Genomic DNA, 16,131 nt, shown 5'->3' on the forward strand with positions numbered 1-16,131 from the left:
AGCACATGAAAAAGCTTTACGTTCGCACCACCATGACTGTCCCAGAGGTCGGCACCGCCATCCATATCGCAGAACTTGAGGAGATTAACGGGGAAGCCTGCTCGATGCTGCGCATGATCGCGCTCGCGCCGAATGACGCCATCGTCGGCGCCGCAACCCCGACCGCCTCCGTGGGTGATGCCAACATCCCCCAGCAAGTAGTGCCACACCCCGATACCTACGATAAGTTCCCCGACATCGACGCCGAGCTTATCGACGCCTTCCAGTTCCACTCCCTGTGGACAGAGGCCATCGCCCTGTACGGCGACTTTTAAAGCACCAAGTTCACCAACACCATGTACACGGCCGTTCCACCAAAGATGGACAAGCCGGAATTGCGGCGCCAGAGGTGCAGCACGGCAGTAGCCGCTGCACCGACGAGGGGAGCCACCACGCTTCCCGTGTCTTGAGTCTGACTAAACAAGGTATAGACCACCAGAACAGTCATCACACCCACGGGCATAGTGAACCCCAGCATGCTGATGAACTGGCTTCCTTTAAGCGCTTTGACGAATCCGAAAGGCAGCCAACGCAAAAGAACGGTCACTACCCCCACAGGAATCAAAACTGCGAGGATGCTCCCTAGGGTTACTCCGACTGGCAAGACGGCTCCCTCCGTAGAATCATCGCGCTATCGATACGCGGGGAAAAGTAGCGCACCACCAAGAGCAGGAAGTAGGCACTCAGCGCCACCATGAGTAGCTGATCGGGGAAAAGGAATCCCGCGAGGACGCCCAGGACCGCCGCGGACAGGGGAAGCGAGTAGTCCTTGTTGTTCTGGAAGGAGGTCAATCGCCAGGACGATGAACAAGGCGACGAGGGCGAAATCCAGGCCCTTCACCGAGGGCGGAATAGCCTGGCCGGCCAGCGCACCAATGATGCCCGAAACAACCCACAGCACCTGGCAGAAAAGCTGCACGGTGAAGACAAATGCACCGCTCGGGCGCGAACCGCGGGGAAGGGCGGAGAGGACGGCATAGGATTCGTCGGTCAGCGCGTACGTGGAATAGGCGCGGCCGAAACGATTCCGAATCTCATCGCGTGGAAAGGTCAACCCATAGAAGATGTGGCGGAAGTTCACCATGAAACCCGTCAGCGCGGAAACGGCGGGCGTCACGCCACCGGTCACCATGGAAATGGCGAGGAATTCCATCGAGCCGGCGTAAATAACGATGGAAAAGATGGGGGTCCACCACCAGTCGAAACCGGTCTGAACCATGAGCACGCCGAAGGCGAGGCCCAGCGGCACCACCCCCACGGCGATGGGCATGCAGGTCCGTATTGCCTTGATGATCTCCGCACGCATGGCAGAGATGTTAGCGCAGAGGGTGAAGAGGAACTCTAATTATCTTCATCGATATAGCGCGGGAAGGTGGCAAACAACGGCAGGGGCATGGCTTGGCGGCGCATGACGTCTGACCACGTGTCTGTCGATCCGGAGGAGACCACGTCTTGGGGCAGAGCGGGGGCCACGTACCACTCACCGCGATCGATTTCCTCATCGAGTTCGCCCGGTCCCCACTCGAAATGCCCGGCAAAAAGGCGCATGCCCTCCACTAATTCGGTGACGGCATCCGGACCGACGCGCAGATCGACGAGAGCCACGCGCGGGGCGAGACGGCTCAACGAAGGCTGCTTCTCGATGTCGACGCCCTGCTTGGTCAACGCCACACCAATGGCCGCCTGCTGGTCGTGCGGACCACCGATATAAAGAGCCTGCGGCTTAGCCACAACGGGTAGCCACTCCGGCATGACGTTGAAAACGGCGACTTCGGAGCGTTTAGTCAGGTCCACGCCATAGGTACGCCCAGCATGCTGTTCGGTGATGAGGATGACGGAGCGATTGTAATGGGGCGCAAGGACGTCGGGAGCCGCCACGAGAAGCTGGCCAGGGGCGGGATCGTTGCGCTCAAGGGCGTTGAAGAGTCTGTCTGCGTACATCCCTATCTAGAATTCCACCACTCGCGCAGCTTCGCAATAGCAACTTCGCGCTCCAGAGGGCCTTCCTCGAGGCGCAGCTCCTTGAGGTAAGACCAGGCCTTGCCCACCTCGGGACCGGGCTCAAGGCCGAGTATCTCCATAATCTCGTTGCCGTCGAGATCGGGACGTACGCGAGCGAGATCCTCCTTGGCGGCGATATCCGCGATGCGTTCCTCCAGCTGATCGTAGGTGCGCTGCAGGCGGCGGGCCTTGCGCTCATTACGGGTAGTGCAATCGGCGCGCACAAGCTTGTGCAGGCGCGGGAGGAGATCACCGGCATCGGTGACATAGCGGCGCACGGCGGAATCGGTCCACTGGCCATCGCCGAAACCGTGGAAACGCATGTGCAGGTAGACCAGCTGGCCGATGTCCTCCGTCGTTGCCTTGGGGAATTTCAGCTTGCGCAGACGCTTGCGGGTGAGCTTCGCACCCACGACTTCGTGGTGGTGGAAGCTGACCTTGCCGTCGGTAGTGTCACGGGTATCCGGCTTGCCAATGTCATGGAGCAGCGCCGCCCACCGCAGAATCAGGTCGGGACCGTCCTCTTCCTGGTCCATGGCCTGGCGCAACACGGTGAGCGAGTGCGCGTACACGTCCTTGTGCTGCGCGTGCTCGTCAGGGGCCATGCGCAATGCCGGGATCTCCGGAAACACATAGTCCGCAATACCGGAGTCAACGAGCAGGTCAATACCCTTCCACGGCGCGACGCCGCAGATGAGCTTGTTGAGCTCCACCTGCACGCGCTCCACGGTGATGCGCTGGATTTCAGCGGCCATGTCCTTCATGGCATCGCGCACGCGCTGGGCGACCTCAAACTCCAACTGCGCCGCAAACCGCGCAGCACGAAGCATGCGGAGGGGATCATCGTGGAAAGAAATCTCCGGAGCATCCGGGGTATCGAGAATGCGGTTCGCTAGGTCGTCGAGGCCACCCATCGGATCGTGGAATTCACGGGTGCCGTCCGGCCGCAGCTCGATGGCCATGGCATTGACCTTGAAATCGCGGCGCACGAGATCACCCTCGAGGGTATCGCCGTACATGACCTCGGGGTTGCGGGACTGCCCGTCATAGCTATCTGAGCGGAAAGTCGTGATCTCAATCTGCTGGCCCTTATAGGCCGCCGAAACCGTGCCGAAGTCAATGCCGGTATCCCACACGGTCTCCGCCCACTCTTCGAGAATGGAATAGACCACATCGGGCCGAGCCGGAGTGGTGAAGTCGAGATCGTTGCCCAAACGGCCAAGTAGGGCATCGCGGACGGAGCCGCCAACGAGGTAGAGGGGGGCGTCGTGAAGCGCAAAGCGCTCCACCAGGCCGCTTAAGAGGCCACTGAGCCGGCTGACGGTAGCGTCCGCGCGGGCAAGAACGCCGATTAGCTGAGTGTCCTGAAAATTCACGGATCGAAGTCTACTACGATTAGCAGGGATGACTAAGAACACGCCAGGGTCCAAACGCCGCCGCCGGCGGGGCGCGGGCCACCGGAACCACCGCACGGGACGCCCCCAGCGCACGTCCACCAACCGCATGACCACGCGGGATGAGACCTCCGCCGGCGGACTCGTCGTGTCCGGATTGGCGGAGGCCGTCGACGAAGACGGCAACGTAGACCTGTCCCAGATCTATGTGGCGCTCATCGGCAGGTTGGACCGCCGCGGGCGCCTGCTGTGGTCCATGCCGAAGGGGCATGTGGAAAATGGCGAAGCCAAGGAGCTCACCGCTGAGCGCGAGGTCTGGGAGGAGACGGGAATCCACGGCAAGGTCTTCGCAGACCTCGGCATGATTGATTATTGGTTCGTCTCCGATGGCGTGCGCATTCACAAGACCGTGCACCACCACCTGCTGCGTTTCGTGGACGGCATCATGAATGACGAGGATCCCGAGGTCACGGAGGTGTCCTGGATCCCGGTCTCCGAGCTCATCGAGCACTTGGCCTATGCGGACGAACGCAAGCTGGCTCGCATTGCCCACGACCTCCTCCCGGATCTCGCGCGAAAGGAAGCTGCCGCAGGAAAGGCGACCCCACGGTGAGGTGGCGCGCAGCGGCGGCCATCGCGGCGCTGGCGGTGGGCTGCGCCGTCCCCGTGGCCCAGGCACAAACTCCCGAAACTGGGATCACTGACTCCCACTATTGGCTCGGCTCCCGCGGTCCCGACGAGCTGGAGCTCAGCCTGCTCAGCGCAACGGAGGCGCGGGTAGGGGAGACGCTCAAGCTACAACTGCGCATCCACAACCCAACCGAGAGCGCCGTTGATGACTTGCAGATAACCTCCAGGCGCAGCACTGCCGTGAACTCCACCACCCAGGCCCGCCAAGAGCTCGCTGCGGGATCCTTTCCTTATTATGGGGCGACACTCAGCGCAGGAAAGCTTGAACCGGGGGAGAGCCGCGAGCTGACCGTGGAAGTTCCCACCGCATTGGGCGAGGACTCCACGCTCGCCATCACGGAACCTGGCGCCTACCCGCTCCTGTTCACGCTCACCGGCACCCGCGACGGCCAGGCTGCCAGTTTCGCGGAGGAGCGGACAATCCTGGATTTCCAAGGAGAAGAAACGGCTCCCGAAGACGAGGGCGAGCATTCCTTTTCCTTGGTCTATCCCGTCACCGCCGAGGTAGATGTGGTGCCGGGGGATACCGGTGGCGAGGAGCTCATCCTGGAAAGCGAGCAGCTGGCTGAGCAGCTCTCCCCGGGCGGGCGGCTCGATCAGCTGCTCGATGCATACCTGCAGCATGATCTGCACGGTTCCGGCTGTATGGCCTTGGACCCCGCGCTTGTCAACGCCGCCGACCGCATGTCCGCCGGCTACACCGTCAACGAGACACGCCCCTCCACAGCCAAACACCCCACACGCCTGCGCGATTCCTGGTTCAGCAGCGCCGATTCCGATCGTGGCACGCCCGGCGCGGGTGCCCGAGACGCCGCCGCGTGGCTGGAGAAGCTCAAAAAGGTAGACTGCCGCATGCTTCTGCCTTGGGCCAACGCAGACACCGACGCCGTAGCCAAAGTGGGCAACGAGTGGCTCACCCACGAGGCCGTCGAGCAAGGCGCCGACACCATCGAGCGCATCCTCGGTGCCCCGCTCAGCACGCAGCTCACCGCACCTGCCTCTGGGACGAGCGAGCATGCGATGCCCGTCCCTCTGTTGGTGGCGGATAACTCCGAGTGGGCCGGCAGGGCCGCCACCTTTGATGCCTCCCTCGGTGCCCTTTTGGCCCAAACCGGGTCGAAGCCGCAAACCACCGGGTACTCCAATCCGGAGCTGCGCTACGACTTCTCGATCGATTCGGAGCAGGCGAGGGCGCTGACGGCGGGGGCGTCGATAAGCGTGGCGTCTGCACAAGAGGAGACCGTGGCCAAACTGCCGAATTACCAGGACCCTGCCGCCGCACGTGCGGTGATGGAAGCAGCGCAGCGGCTCCTCGATTCTGGGCGCCTCCAGCCTCGCCCCGTTACCACGCTAGAGGTGGAGGAGGGAAATGGGAGTCCCGGCAGCCCCTACCCGGACCCTTCAGCATTTCACGACGCCGAGATCACACAGGTCACACAGCAGGCGCGCTATACCGACGAGTTGATGTCCATCATGGTCAACGACCCCAATATTGCCATGACGCGCTACGACTTCACGGCGCCCCTGCGCCACGATCTGCTCACAGCGCTCAGCGCGACGGGCCGCTCCAGTCTGCACGGTTTTCCGACTTCGGTGACGCAGAGCCGCTCCCGGCTGGAGAAGAACGCGGATATGCTTCGCGAGCTCCGCGCCTCCGTATCTCTCATCCCACCGGGCAACGTGTATACCCGCGTCTCAGAGTCATCGCCGCTGCTCATCGTGGCAGAAAACGGCCTGCCGCTGCCTGTCGACGCCCACTTGGCTTATGACGCCCCCGACGGCGCCACGTTGAACACGCAGAACATGATTCACATCCCGGCCAAGGGATCCATTACCGTGTCCATGACCGCTGACCTGCCCAGCAATGCTGACCAGATGTCGCTGCGCCTGTGGCTAGCAACACCATCTGAGCACCTGATTTCGGATCCAATCGACATCACGGTGCAGACGCGTGCCGGTATCGTTAGCGTCTATGGAGTCGGCGCGATCGCCGCGCTCGCCCTCGTCCTAGCTGCACTGTTCCGGCTGGGTAAGCGGAAGAAAAAGAAGTCTCACGGATAGTTTTCTCTATGACACATGAACCTATGTCTGGTGCCCGTCGACGCATTGTCACGCCCTCGCCGCCGGCACCGGTCCCGGAAAAGCGCGCGCCGAGCGGCGTTGTTGCTGTCGACGACGAACTCGAGGACCGTTCGGGACTGAAGGGCAAGGCTGCCTCGGCCCCGAGTGAGTCCGCCGGCGAGAAGAACTCCGACGGCGCCGTCGTCCGCGCGACCGGCTCCATGGCTATCGCCACGTTGATTTCCCGTATCACGGGATTCATTCGCAACGTGCTCATCGGCTCTTCGCTTGGCCCGGCCATTTCCTCCGCCTTTACCACGGCGAACCAGCTGCCCAACCTCATCACGGAGATCGTGCTGGGTGCGGTGCTGACCTCCCTCGTGGTTCCGGTGCTGGTGCGCGCAGAGAAGGAAGATGCCGACCGCGGCGAGGACTTTGTCCGGCGCCTCTTCACACTGGCCTTCTCCCTGTTGGCCACGATCACGGTGCTTTCCTGTATTTTTGCCCCGCAGTTAACGCGCATGATGTTGCCAGAAGACGGCGAGGTCAATGCCGTGCAGGCAACCTCGTTTGCCTACTTGCTGCTGCCGCAGATCTTCTTCTACGGGCTTTTCGCGCTCTTCCAAGCGGTGCTCAACACCAAGAACATCTTCGGGCCGGGCGCGTGGGCACCGGTGGTCAACAACATCATCTCGATTTCGGTGCTGGTGGCCTACCAGCTGGTGCCGGGCAGTCTGCATCCCGATGCGCCCTCGCCGATTACGGACAGGCACGTGCTGCTCCTTGCGCTGGGCACCACGGCGGGCGTGGTGGTGCAATGTCTCATCCTCTTCCCTTATCTTAAGAAGGCGGGCATTAACCTCAAGCCGCTCTGGGGCTTGGATGACCGCCTCAAGCAGTTCGGCGGCATGGCCATGGCAATCGTGGCCTATGTGGCGATTTCCCAGTTGGGTTACGTCATCACCTCCCGCGTGGCGGCGCATGCGGATAAAGGCGCGCCCTTTACCTACCAGCAGGCCTGGCTGCTTTTGCAGGTGCCCTATGGCGTCATCGGCGTTACCCTGCTGACGGCAATTATGCCGCGCCTGTCCCGCAACGCCGCGGACGGTGACGTCAAGGCCGTGGTCCGGGATCTCACGCTCGGCACAAAGCTGACGTTTATCGCCCTGATCCCGATCGTCATCTTTATGACGGGCTTCGGCATCCCGATCGCCCGCGGCCTCTTCCAGTACGGCGCCTTCGACGCCGACGCGGCCGAGCTGCTCGGCCTCACGTTGAGCTTCTCCGCCTTTACCCTCATCCCCTACGCCCTCGTGCTGCTGCACCTGCGCGTCTTCTACGCCCGTGAGGAAGCGTGGACGCCGACGTTTATTATCGCCGGCATCACGCTGACCAAGGTGGTGCTTTCCCTGCTGGCCCCGCACGTTGCGGACTCCCCGGAGCGCGTGGTCATCCTGCTGGGTACGGCCAACGGCTTCGGCTTCGTGGCCGGCGCGGTGATCGGCGGCTTCCTGCTTAAGCGCAAGCTGGGCAGCCTGGGCGGCCGGGCGGTTATCGCGACGACTATCTGGTCAGTGCTGGCCTCCCTCGTGGGCCTCCTCGTGGCCTTCGTCATCAACTACGCCATAAACCTGGTGCTGCCGGAAGAGCTACCGCCCTTCGTACACCTGCTGAAGCTAGCCGTCGTGGGCCTAGTGTTCGTGATCGTGACCGGCATCGTGCTCTCGCGTTCGGGCCTGCCGGAAGTCATCAACCTGGGCCGCCAGCTGCAGCGTATTCCGGGCATGTCCCGCTTCATCAAGATCGAGCATGCAGAGGCTATCGAGGTCGAAGCCCCGGAGCAGCTGGAGTTCCAGCCCATCTTCAGCGTGGATGCCTTCAACTCCTCGCCGGTGCCGCCGCCAATGTCTGCCGGTATCGTGCGCGGCCCGCGCCTGGTTCCGGGTGCCCCAGTCTCCGACGGTCGCTTCCGCCTCCTCAAGGACTATGGCTCCGCACCGGGTACCCGCTTCTGGAAGGCCCGCGAGCAAGCAACTGGACGCCTCGTATCTCTGACCTTCGTGGACACCACGGGCGAAGCTCCGATGGCACCGGCCACCCCGGCCGTGGCTGCCCGCCGCTCCGCGGAGGTATCCCGCTCCACGCGCCGCTTGGCGGAGATGGAGCTGGATGCCATGGCGAAGAACATCGATATCCTGTCCTACCGCCAGGGCTGCCTCGTCGTGGCGGATTGGGTGGAGGGCACGCCCCTGAAGACGGTCTCGGAGGATGAGGACCTCGATCCCCGCGCCGTCGCCCATGCCTTGGCACCGCTGGTGCGCACCACGGCCGCCGCCCACGCGGCAGGTCTCGTGCTGGGCATTGAAAACCGCAACCGCATCCGCATCTCCACCGAGGGCATTGCCACGCTGGCCTTCCCCGCGGTACTGCACAGCAACGATGAGGAAACTGACCGCTCAGCGTTGGCCTCCGCAATCTCGCTCCTGGTGGAGTCCACCAGCCCAACACCGGAGGTGCTGCAGGAGATCGCTACCGACGCTGAAGAGGGTGAGGACTCCGACCTCGAGGACATCGCCCACCGCTTGGCGGCCTTCGCCGGCGATGGCGAGGACGGCGAGGAAACCCTCCAGGTACCGGTGGAGGAGACCCCGCGCAAGGAGGACCCGAGCCCTGCACCGGGCTTCGGCGGCCGCGGTTACTCTGGCTCCGGCATCATCGTGCTCGGCGTACTCGCCACCCTCTTCGTCGTGGCGATGGCCGCACTCAGCGTGTGGATTCTCTCCCAGGTGGGTAATGAAAAGACTTCCCCAGTGGTGACGAAGAGCGAATCCACGACGGAAACGACCTTCCCCAACGTGCCGCCGGTGCTCTTCAAGGACGTAAAGACCACCTCCGTCCCAGAAGGCAAGGAGGTATCCGGCTCCTGGTCCACGAAGGAAGCAGACACCGGCCTCCTGCTCAGCATTGACAAGCCCACGCAACTTCACGCGCTTCCGCTGCAACAGAGCAAGTCCACCGGCGCGAAGTATGAGGTTTATGGCGTCAATACCAAGGACTTCGATCCCACGAACCCTAAAGCCGCGACGCTGACCGAGCTCGCACACGGCACCCTGACGAGCGCACGCCAAGACATCGAGCTCAAGGAGAAGTCGGTGGCTTTCGACGGCGCCCTGATCATCTTCACCGACATGCCCAAGTCCGGTTCTGTCACTCTGAAGGAGGCCACACTGGTGGGCATCCCCACCAACTAACGCACTGCCTCACACACATCCCCAGACCTGAAACCCGAAACTACCTGGGCTCGCTGACTCAGACGTGCAACGCGCTTGACGACGCCCACCCAGGTTTCGGGTTGCAGGTCTGGGGCTTTATTGTTCTTGCGATTTCCTCCCTTGACAGATAAGAGAAGGAGCGTATAATTATTGTTGTCACGTCAACAACCTAGAGAAACCTAGAAGAAACGAGGAAACCATGACTATCACCGCAGGAACCTACGCACTGGACGCAGCACACACCACTATTGGCTTCGTCGCACGCCACGCCATGATCACCAAGGTGCGCGGCAACTTCAACGAGTTCGAAGGCACCCTAACCGTAGGGGAGAACATTGCTGACTCCGCCGCCACCGCCACGGTGAAGACCGCATCCATCGACACCAAGAACGCTGATCGCGATGCACACGTGAAGGGCGAGGACTTCTTCGACGTTGAGAAGTTCCCGGAGATGACCTTCACCGCGACCAAGTTCGACGTTAACGAGGCAGGCGAGGGCACCGTCACTGGTGACCTCACCATCAAGGGCACCACTAAGTCCGTCGACTTCAAGGTTGACGAAGCCGGCGTGGCCGAGGATCCCTTCGGCAACACCCGCTTGGGCTTTGAGGCTAAGACCTCCATTAACCGCCTCGACTTCGGTATCGACTTCAACGCTCCGCTGAAGACCGGCGGCGTGCTGGTCTCCGAGGAGATCAAGATCGAGCTCGAGGTTTCTGCCATCAAGCAGTAAGCCATAAAGCGCGAAACCTATTCGTAGGAAGTAGTTCTTAGTTGTTGCCCGTAGTGCCCATTTTGGTACTGCGGGCAACGGCTTTTTTGTTGCGGAGTTGTTTGAAACAACTTTGAGTGACCGGCATGTGATACGCACCGCAGCGACGTTTAAGATGTAGCGCATGACTACCGCAAACCTCACCCATGCAGAAGCTACCGCCCGCAGCGCCGCGCTGCGCCTGAGCACCTACGAGCTGCACCTCGACGTCACGAGCGCGCCCACCGACGCCGATTCTTACGAGGTCACCTCGCGTATCACGTTCACCACCACCGAGCCCGAGACCTTCGTGGATTACTTGGGCAAGGCCGTGCACGCAGTGCGCGTCAACGGCGAGGAGGTGGAGAACACCTTCGACGGCGGACGGGTCTACCTGCGGGATCTTCCAGTGGGAGAGGAGCTCACCGTGGAGATCACCGGCTCCTCCTATTACTCCCGCACCGGCCAGGGCCTGCACCGCATGCACGACCAGGCCGATGACACTACGTACCTCTACTCGCACCTCGAGCCATCCGATGCCCGCCGCATCTTCCCCTGCTTTGACCAGCCGGATCTCAAGGCCAGCTACGCGGTACACCTCACCGGCCCTCAGGGCTGGCAGCTGCTCAGCAATCAACCGGAGGTTGGCCGCGAGAAGACTGAGGGCGGGGAAGTGGCACACTTCGCGCCGACCCCTCTGCTGTCGACGTATTTGACGGCGTTTGCGGCGGGGCCGTACGTCGAGAAGCACAGCACCTGGACCGCACCCGATGGCTCCTTGGAAGTGGAGCTGCGCGCCTTTGCCCGCGCCTCCATGGCTGAATACCTGGATGATGAAATCCTGCAGGTCACAGCACAAGGCATGGACTTCTTCCACAGCAGTTTTGGCTACCCGTACCCGTGGGGCAAGTACGATTCCATCTTCGTTCCGGAGTACAACCTGGGCGCCATGGAGAACCCCGGCCTCGTGACCTTTACGGAGCACTACCTCTTCCGTTCTGCCGCCACCCGCGCGCAGCATGCCGGGCGCACGAACACCATCCTGCACGAGATGTCGCACATGTGGTTCGGTGACCTGGTCACCCCGCAGTGGTGGGATGACCTGTGGCTCAAGGAGTCCTTCGCGGAATTCATGGGCGCGGATTCCTCCGTGCACGCCACCGAGTACACCGAGGCGTGGGTAAACTTCGCTGGCCAGCGCAAGAACTGGGCCTACCTGCAGGATCAGCTGCCCACCACGCACCCGATCAAGGCCGAGATCCCGGACGTGGATGCCGCACGCCAGAACTTCGACGGCATCACTTATGCCAAGGGTGCGGCGGTGCTCAAGCAGCTGGTGCACTACGTGGGCCGGGAGAACTTCTACGCCGGCGCGCGCGACTACTTCCAGGAGCACGCCTTTGCTGCCGCCACCTTCGACGACCTTCTCAAGGCGCTGAAGAAGCACACCGACCGCGATCTCGACGCCTGGTCCACCGCCTGGCTGCGCACGTGGGGCCCGGATACACTGACCCCGGAGTTGCACGCAGACGGAGACAAGATTCACGAGCTCGCCATCGCGGTCGAGGCCGAGGACACCACGCGCCCGCACCGCCTCAACGTGACGTTATTCGACAACTCCCTGAACAAATACGCCACCCTCGACGTCGATCTGGAGGGCGAGCGCACCATCCTCGACGAGGCATCTGGACTTCAGGCGCCGGCATTGCTCCTGCTGAACGACGGCGACCACACCTACGCCAAGGTCCGCTTCGACGAGACCTCCTTGGAGACCATCCGCACGCGCCTGTCTGCGGTTCCGGATGAGCTTTCCCGCGCGGTCATCTGGACTTCCCTGTGGAACCTCACCCGCGATGGCGAGTGGCCCGTACGCTCCTACCTGGACACGGTGCTCAACCATGCCCCGGCGGAGTCCAACCCGACGCTTCTGACCACGGCCTTTGCCAATGCCCGCTATGCCATCGACCACTTCGTGAGCGAGGGTGTTCGCGAAGAGATTCGCGCCGACTATGCCGAGCGCCTCTGGGAGGTGCTGCAGCAGGCACCGGCAGGTTCCGACGCGCAGCTCACCTTCGCACGCGCCGCCATCCAGGCGCTCGCCGCCACCCCGGAGGAATCCGGCACGCAGCGCCTGCGTGCGCTGTACGACGGCTCCCTGGACGGCCTCGCCCTCGACCCGGATATCCGCTGGGCCATCCTGCGCGCGCTGGCCGCCCGCGATGCCGTCAGCACCGAAGAGCTGGAGGCGGAGAAGGAGCACGATAACACGCTCACCGGTGCCGCCGCGTACCTGGGTGCCTCCCACGCCTTCCCATCTGCCGAGCTCAAGCGCGAAGTCTTCGACCTCGTGCGCACGCCGGGCAAGTACTCTAACGCGGAGGTGGATTCCCTGCTCGCGGCGTTCAACGCGCCGCGCTCGGCCCACCTCACCGAGGCCTTCGCCCAGGAGTATTTCGATTCTCTGGCGAAGCTCTGGGAGGAGCACCCCATCGAGATTGCCAACCGCCTCGTCCGCGGGCTCTACCCGGATCTCGCAATGGCCGACGCCGCTACCAGCGATTTCTTGAGCAGTGAACGTCCGCGTGCACTTCGCCGCGTGCTGCTGGAATGCCAGGATGCGCTGCGTCGCGCGCAACGCGTGCGTGCGTGCCGCGCAGTGATCGCGGCACGTTAGAAGCGGCGCGTAGCGGACAGCAGAATCTTCCCGTAAACTCGCAGACACATTAACGGGGGGACAATCACAAACCGTCAGCTTCGGCTGGGGGACTGTGTTGACCCACTTGTCATTGCTCAAGTTTCCGGGGGGATTCTTAGTGTCAGCACAGCCGACCGATCGTGAACTCGTCGACGCCTTCATTGGCGGAGATACCAAGGCCTTTTCAGCAATCGTCGAAAAGCACCGCGCGCGCCTGACCGCCATGGCGCGGCGCTATACGCGCAACGATGATGATACACAGGACATCGTGCAGGAGGCCCTGCTCAAGGCCAGCTGCAATATGGCCTCCTACCGGCACGATGCCACGCTGAGCACATGGCTGCACCGACTGGTGATGAACTCCGGCTATGACTTCCTCAACCACCGCTCGAACCGAGAGAACGCCTCCCTGGATGCAGAGATCATTGAGGATGACCGCAACTATGCGCTCGCGCACAACCCTAGCGAAAACCTGGCGGAACGCATCACGGTGGCCCAAGCGATGGAAACCTTGCGCCAGGACCAGCGCGAGGCGCTCTACCTCACCGATGTTGCAGGCTATCCCATCGATACGGTGGCTAAGGTACAAGGCGTGGCGCCTGGGACGGTGAAGTCACGGCGAGCTCGAGCTCGGCAAGTGTTGCGTGCGGCGATAGACTGAGGGCGAGTAGAATCTGAGTCTTACTTAAAAATTATCGTTACAAGGGAGTTTTTAGTGACTATCCACGATGTCGCCATCGTCGGCTCCGGCCCTGCCGGCTATACCGCAGCGCTCTACGCAGCACGCGCCGAACTCAATCCCATCGTCTTCGAGGGCTTTGAATACGGTGGCGAACTCATGAACACCACCGAGGTAGAGAATTACCCGGGCTTCCAGAAGGGAATCATGGGCCCTGAGCTCATGGAAGAGATGCGCGCCCAAGCCATCCGCTTCGGTGCCGACCTGCGCATGGAAGTTGTAGATTCCGTCGAGCTCGAAGGTGAGGTGAAGAAGCTGCATGTGGGCGACGAGGTTTATGAAGCCCGTGCTGTCATCCTCGCTACCGGTGCCGCTCCGCGCTACCTGGGTATTCCGGGCGAATCGGAGCTAACTGGCCGCGGCGTGTCCGCGTGTGCCACCTGCGATGGCTTCTTCTTCAAGGACCACAACATTGCCGTCGTCGGCGGCGGCGATTCCGCCATGGAGGAGGCCACCTTCCTCACCAAGTTCGCCGAGACCGTCACCATTATTCACCGCTCGGAGAACTTCCGCGCCTCCAAGATCATGCTGGAACGCGCCAAGGAGAACCCAAAAATCAAGTGGCTGACCAACACCACCGTCGAGCGCGTTTTGGAAAAGGACGGCAAGGTCGGTGCTCTCGAGGTCAAGAACGTGCTGACCGGTGAGACCAGCGAGCTGGACCTAACCGCCATGTTCGTGGCCATTGGCCACGATCCGCGCTCTGGCTTCCTAAACGGCCAGGTAGAGACCGATGAGGCTGGCTACGTGGTGGTGGAGCAGCCCTCCACCAAGACCTCGCTGCCAGGTGTCTTTGCCTGTGGTGACTTGGTGGATGACCACTACCAGCAGGCCATCACCGCTGCGGGCTCCGGCTGCCGCGCGGCCATTGATGCGGAACATTTCCTCGCTGAGAACCGTTAGTAATCACATGAGCAACATTAAAAACGTCACTACTGATTCCTTCCGCGCTGACGTCGTAGAGGCAGGCAAGCCAGTCGTCGTGGACTTCTGGGCCGAATGGTGTGGTCCGTGTAAGAAGCTGTCCCCGATCCTTGAGGAGGTCGCCGAAGAACTCGGTGAGGACGTCTCCGTAGTCAAGGTCAACGTGGATGAAGAACGCACTTTGGGTGCCATGTTCCAGATCATGTCCATCCCATCTGTGCTGATTTTCAAGGACGGCGAGAAGGTCGATGAGTTCGTTGGCTTGCGTTCCAAGGCCGACATCGTGGCGCAGGTAAAGAAACAGCTCTAACTGGTATTCTTTAACTCGTTGTTGGCGCACTGTAGTGCGCCTCCTTGATCACGAAAGGGGTAGGTGTGAACCGCGTTTTACGTGTAGGTGACCAGAGCGTTCGGGTCGCCGAAGCACGCGCAACCCTTGCCCGCCTCGGCCTGATGACTGACTACCAGGGGACCTTGTCCGACTGGAGGAAGCAGAAGTACTCCGAAGCCGATAAGCACTTTGACGCCGAGCTAGCGGAGGTTCTTAAGGCCTTCCAGCAATCGCGTGGCATCGTGCCCAGCGGCGATATCGATGACCTCACTCTGCGCGAGCTGCGCCAGGCTTCCTACACGCTGGGCGCTCGCGTTCTGGCCTATGAGCCAGGCAACGTGCAGGTGGGCGATGATGTTTCCCAGCTGCAGCAACAACTCCAGGAGCTCGGCTTCTACCAGGAACGCATCGACGGCCATTTTGGCGCCCGCACCTATGCGGCGCTGGCGGAGTACCAGTTGAACTCTGGGCTGCGCAGTGACGGAATTTGTGGCCCGGAGACCATCAACGCGTTGAACCTTTTGGGTCGGCGCATCACCGGCGGCTCAGCGCACAACATCCAGGAACGTGAGCGCGTCCGCAATGCGGGGCCCCAATTGGCCGGCAAGCGCGTTGTCATCGATCCCAGCTTGGGCGGTTTCAACAAGGGCCGTACGGTCAAGGGCCGCTTTGGTGACATCACTGAGGAAGAGATCCTCTGGGATTTGGCTGAGCGAGTTGCTGGCCGCATGATTGCCGCCGGCATGGAGACCATCATCTCCCGCCCGCGTACCGATGATCCCTCCATCCACGATCGCGCCGATATTGCCAATGCCTTTGGTGCTGACTTGGTCATTTCGCTCGCCTGCGACGAGTACCCCACAGAGAAGGCCAATGGTGTGGCCACCTTCTACTTCGGTTCGGAGTCCGGCAATTCTTCCCTCATCGGGGAAACGCTCTCCGGCTTCATCCAGCGTGAGATTGTTGCCCGTACCGAACTGGGTAACTGCCGCAACCACGGCCGCACGTGGGCGCTGCTACGTCTGACGCAAATGCCGGTCGTCCAAGTGGTTCTGGGGTACCTGACCAGCCCGAAGGACGTGGCTATTCTGACCAACCCGGATCGCCGCGATGACATCGCCGAGGCCATCGTTGTCTCCGTCAAACGCCTGTACCTCCTCGACGATGACACCGCCGTGACCGGCACCTACCGCTTCGACGAGCTGCTGCGCGCCGAGCGCTCTTCTTAACAGGC

At 62.1% G+C, this 16,131-nt stretch carries 13 protein-coding genes and 1 pseudogene; 10 read left to right on the forward strand and 4 right to left on the reverse strand.

The features are described from left to right. Window positions 1-5: 5 nt before the first annotated feature. Complete coding sequence (locus HMPREF2978_RS09805; protein ID WP_070524915.1) at window positions 6-314, forward strand: hypothetical protein; 309 nt, start codon at window positions 6-8, stop codon at window positions 312-314. Here HMPREF2978_RS09805 and HMPREF2978_RS09810 read toward each other — a convergent pair. The 4 genes and pseudogenes from HMPREF2978_RS09810 to HMPREF2978_RS09825 all read right to left on the reverse strand — a co-directional run bounded on the left by HMPREF2978_RS09810 (window position 311) and on the right by HMPREF2978_RS09825 (window position 3,416). Then, window positions 311-643 (reverse strand): branched-chain amino acid transporter permease, encoded by a 333-nt coding sequence (locus HMPREF2978_RS09810; RefSeq protein WP_070524917.1) that lies wholly within the window; start codon window positions 641-643, stop codon window positions 311-313. The genes HMPREF2978_RS09805 and HMPREF2978_RS09810 overlap by 4 nt on opposite strands. Beyond that, window positions 628-1,345, reverse strand: a pseudogene (locus HMPREF2978_RS09815) (AzlC family ABC transporter permease). The gene HMPREF2978_RS09810 and the pseudogene HMPREF2978_RS09815 overlap by 16 nt, the downstream one beginning before the upstream one ends. 35 nt (window positions 1,346-1,380) lie before the next feature. Then, the gene (locus tag HMPREF2978_RS09820) at window positions 1,381-1,980 is read right to left on the reverse strand and encodes a YqgE/AlgH family protein (RefSeq protein ID WP_070524921.1); all 600 of its coding nucleotides are present in this window, start codon (window positions 1,978-1,980) and stop codon (window positions 1,381-1,383) included. A gap of 2 nt (window positions 1,981-1,982) precedes the next feature. Further along, window positions 1,983-3,416, reverse strand: a complete 1,434-nt coding sequence (locus tag HMPREF2978_RS09825) for a CCA tRNA nucleotidyltransferase (protein WP_070524923.1) — start codon at window positions 3,414-3,416, stop codon at window positions 1,983-1,985. Between the two features lie 28 nt (window positions 3,417-3,444). On the opposite strand from HMPREF2978_RS09825, the gene HMPREF2978_RS09830 reads away from it, so the two are divergent. The 9 genes from HMPREF2978_RS09830 to HMPREF2978_RS09870 all read left to right on the forward strand — a co-directional run bounded on the left by HMPREF2978_RS09830 (window position 3,445) and on the right by HMPREF2978_RS09870 (window position 16,126). Next, window positions 3,445-4,047, forward strand: coding sequence for an NUDIX hydrolase (locus tag HMPREF2978_RS09830; RefSeq protein WP_010188049.1), 603 nt, complete (start codon window positions 3,445-3,447; stop codon window positions 4,045-4,047). Then, window positions 4,044-6,185 carry a hypothetical protein gene (locus HMPREF2978_RS09835; RefSeq protein ID WP_070745319.1) on the forward strand — a complete coding sequence of 714 codons (2,142 nt, stop codon included), beginning with the start codon at window positions 4,044-4,046 and terminating at the stop codon, window positions 6,183-6,185. Before HMPREF2978_RS09830 ends, HMPREF2978_RS09835 begins: the two co-directional genes overlap by 4 nt. Window positions 6,186-6,193: 8 nt before the next feature. Next, window positions 6,194-9,436 carry a murein biosynthesis integral membrane protein MurJ gene (gene murJ, locus HMPREF2978_RS09840; RefSeq protein WP_070745322.1) on the forward strand — a complete coding sequence of 1,081 codons (3,243 nt, stop codon included), beginning with the start codon at window positions 6,194-6,196 and terminating at the stop codon, window positions 9,434-9,436. A gap of 220 nt (window positions 9,437-9,656) precedes the next feature. Beyond that, entirely contained in the window at window positions 9,657-10,190 is a 534-nt protein-coding gene (locus tag HMPREF2978_RS09845) for a YceI family protein (protein WP_010188054.1), read from the forward strand. A 163-nt stretch (window positions 10,191-10,353) separates the two neighbouring features. After that, on the forward strand, window positions 10,354-12,882 hold the full coding sequence (pepN, locus tag HMPREF2978_RS09850) for an aminopeptidase N (RefSeq protein ID WP_070745325.1): 2,529 nt from the start codon (window positions 10,354-10,356) through the stop codon (window positions 12,880-12,882). A gap of 139 nt (window positions 12,883-13,021) precedes the next feature. Further along, window positions 13,022-13,564, forward strand: a complete 543-nt coding sequence (locus HMPREF2978_RS09855; RefSeq protein WP_070745328.1) for a sigma-70 family RNA polymerase sigma factor — start codon at window positions 13,022-13,024, stop codon at window positions 13,562-13,564. Between the two features lie 54 nt (window positions 13,565-13,618). Next, complete coding sequence (gene trxB, locus HMPREF2978_RS09860; protein ID WP_010188061.1) at window positions 13,619-14,545, forward strand: thioredoxin-disulfide reductase; 927 nt, start codon at window positions 13,619-13,621, stop codon at window positions 14,543-14,545. Between the two features lie 7 nt (window positions 14,546-14,552). Further along, on the forward strand, window positions 14,553-14,876 hold the full coding sequence (gene trxA, locus HMPREF2978_RS09865) for a thioredoxin (RefSeq protein ID WP_070444541.1): 324 nt from the start codon (window positions 14,553-14,555) through the stop codon (window positions 14,874-14,876). Window positions 14,877-14,941: 65 nt separating this feature from the next. Beyond that, window positions 14,942-16,126: an N-acetylmuramoyl-L-alanine amidase gene (locus HMPREF2978_RS09870; protein ID WP_070524933.1), complete on the forward strand. Its 1,185-nt coding sequence runs from the start codon at window positions 14,942-14,944 to the stop codon at window positions 16,124-16,126. Window positions 16,127-16,131: the final 5 nt, after the last annotated feature.

The organism is Corynebacterium sp. HMSC074C01 (assembly GCF_001814605.1).
Taxonomy (GTDB): Bacteria; Actinomycetota; Actinomycetes; order Mycobacteriales; family Mycobacteriaceae; genus Corynebacterium.